The organism is Gordonia phosphorivorans (genome assembly GCF_042432625.1).
GTDB classification, from domain to species: Bacteria; Actinomycetota; Actinomycetes; order Mycobacteriales; family Mycobacteriaceae; genus Gordonia; species Gordonia phosphorivorans.
This window is the reverse complement of the sequence record NZ_JBHLWV010000047.1, coordinates 1-3033: the sequence shown is the minus strand read 5'-3', so window position 1 is coordinate 3033 and position 3033 is coordinate 1. Positions and strand designations below refer to the sequence as shown.

Sequence of the window (3033 nt, the reverse complement as noted above, 5' to 3'; positions counted from 1 at the left end):
AGTGGTGGCCTCGATGTGGCCTCGCTGGAGGCGGCGATGGCCGATGTGGTCGGTCGTCACGAAGTGTTGCGGACGACTTTCCCGGATATCGACGGTGTGCCATTCCAGTCGGTGGGCAGTCGGTCGTCGGTGGCGGAGCAGTTGGACTGGTCGCGGGTTGATTCGCTGGCCGAGATCGAGTCGGCGGCGATGACCGGGTTTGATCTGGTTCGGCAGCGGCCGTTGCGGGTGCGGGTGTGGGAAGTCTCGCCCGATGAGCATGTGTTGGCATTGGTGACGCACCATATCGCTGCCGATGGTGAATCGCAGTTGCCGTTGTTGACGGACTTGTTGGCCGCGTATGCGTCGAGGGTGCAAGGCAGGGTGCCGGAGTTCGTGCCGCTTGCGGTGCAGTTCGCCGACTACGCGATCTGGCAGCACGAGGTGCTGGGTTCGCCGGAGGATCCCGAGTCGGTGGTGGGTCGGCAGCTGTCCTACTGGACTGAGCGGTTGCGTGGTCTCCCGGATGTGCTTGAGTTGCCGGCTGATCGTTCCCGGCCGTTGGTGGCCAGTCATGACGGGCGTCAGGTCGAGTTCGTTGTGCCCGAGAATGTGGCTGGGCAGGTCGCCGAGGTGGCGGTCCGGTACGGGGTGACTCCGTTCATGGTGGTGCATGCGGCGTTGAGTGTGCTGCTGGCCCGGTTGTCGTCGACGGAGGACATTGCTGTTTCGACTCCGATCGCTGGTCGTGGTCAGGCGGAACTGGATGCATTGGTCGGCATGTTCGTCAATACGCTGGTACTGCGTGCCGAGGTAGTGCCGGGGATGAGTTTCGCGGAGCTCTTGGAGCAGGTGCGGGCCACCGATCTGGAGGCTTACGCGCACGCCGATGTCCCGTTCGAAGCCGTGGTCGATGCAGTCGATCCGGTGCGTTCGGAAGCGTTCGCGCCGTTGGCGCAGGTGCTGTTGTCGTTCAACCCGGGCGCCTCGGCGCGCGATGTCGATCTGTCCGTTGCCGGGCTGGATTTCAGCGGTGTTGAGATCGAACGAATCCCGGCTCAGCTGGATCTCTACATCACGGTCTCTTCGGCCGATGAGGGCGAGTGGGCTGGGTCGATTGTTTATGCGACGGATTTGTTCGAGGCGTCGACTGTTGCTGGTTTTGCGGAGCAGTTGGTGGGTGTGCTGGGCGGGTTGGTGGCTGTGCCGGAGGGTGCGGTCGGTGATGTGCCGTTGCTGACTGCTGCCGGTGTCGAGGCTGAGCGGGTGTTGGAGTGGGGTCGGCCGGTGGAGTTGCCGGTGGTGGTGTCGGTGGCGGATGTGGTGGCGGCGCAGGTTGCGCGGACTCCGGGTGCGGTGGCGTTGGTGTTTGGTGATCGTGAGGTCACTTATGGGGAGTTCGGTGCGCGGGTGAATGTGCTTGCGCGTGAGTTGGTGTCGGCGGGTGTGGGGTCGGAGTCGGCGGTGGCGGTGGTGATGCCGCGGTCGGTGGAGATGTTGGTGGCGGTGCATGCGGTGGTTGCTGCCGGTGGTCAGTATGTGCCGGTTGATGTGGGTACTCCGGTTGATCGTGTGGAGTACATGTTGCGGACTGCTGGTGCTGGTTTGGTGCTGGTGTCTGATCGTGGTGTGGCTGGGGCCGTGTTGTCGGCGGCGGAGGCTGTGGGCGCGGTGGTGCTGGATGTGGATGCGTCTGGTGTTGTGGATGTCGGGGCGCCGGAGGCGTCGGTGCTCAGTGGTGCCGATCGTGGTGTGGTGCGTGCTGATTCGGCGGTGTACACGCTGTTCACGTCGGGTTCGACGGGTATGCCCAAGGGTGTGACGTTGTCGCATGAGGCGTTGCTGAATCGTTTGTGGTGGGGTCTGGACGAGTTGCCGATCGATGGCGGCGATGTGGTGGTGCAGAAGACGCCGTACACGTTTGACTGTTCGGTTCCGGAGTTGTTTGCGCCGTTGATGGTGGGTGCCGCGCTGGTGGTCTTGCGTGAGGGTGGGCATCTGGAGCCGGTGTATGTGGCCGCTGAGATTGCGCGGACGAGGGCGACGATGGTGCATTTCGTGCCGTCGATGTTGTCGGTGTTTTTGGATGTGGTGCCGGCTTCGGTGTTGGCGTCGCTGGATTCGGTGCGGATTGTGTCGGCGACGGGTGAGGCGTTGCCGCCGGCGGTGGCTGCTCCTACTCGTGAGGTGTGGCCGGAGGCGTTGTTCTACAACTTGTATGGTCCGACTGAGGCGGCGGTGGAGATCACCTTTGAGCGGATCGGGCGGGTTAGTGCTGATGATCCGACGGTGCCGATCGGTGTGCCGGTGTGGAATTCGTCGGCGGTGGTGCTTGATGCTCGGTTGAATCGGGTGCCGGTGGGTGTGCCTGGTGAGCTGTATCTGGGTGGGGTGCAGTTGGCGCGCGGGTATGCCGGGCGGGCGGATTTGACCGCTGAGCGGTTTGTGGCTGATCGGTTCGGTGAGCCGGGTGCGCGGCTGTATCGCACGGGCGATCTGGTGCGTCGTTTGCCCGGTGGTGCGTTGGAGTATTTGGGTCGTACGGATTTCCAGGTGAAGTTGCGTGGTCAGCGGATCGAGCTCGGTGAGATCGAGGCGGTGCTGGCCTCGGCTGCCGGTGTGGTGCATGCGGCGGTCACGGTGGCTGTTGCCCCTGATGGTGGCGAGCATCTGGTGGGGTATGTGTCGGCGGGCCCGGGGGAGCGGGTCGATCTGGATGTGGTGAGGGCTGCTGCGGTGGCGGCGCTGCCCGGTTACATGGTGCCGTCGGTGTGGATGGTGCTTGATGACTTCACGTTGAACACGGCGGGCAAGATCGATCGGAAGGCTCTTCCGGCGCCGGAGTTCGGCTCGTTGGAGGTCGAGTATGTGGCCCCGGAGGGGGCTGCGGAGATTGCGGTCGCGGCGGTGTTCGCTGAGCTGTTGGGTGTGGAGCGGGTCGGTGTGACTGAGTCGTTCTTCGATGCGGGTGGTAACTCGTTGTCGGCGATGCGGGTGGTGGCTCGGGCCGGGCAGGTGCTCGGTGTCGAGTTGTCGGTGCGTGATCTGTTCGAT

The 3033-nt window shown here is 64.1% G+C and carries 1 protein-coding gene; it reads left to right on the top strand.

The annotated features are described in order from the left end of the window. Window positions 1–3033: non-ribosomal peptide synthetase (locus ACFFJD_RS16750; RefSeq protein WP_382366242.1), on the top strand; the 3033-nt coding region annotated here is incomplete at both ends.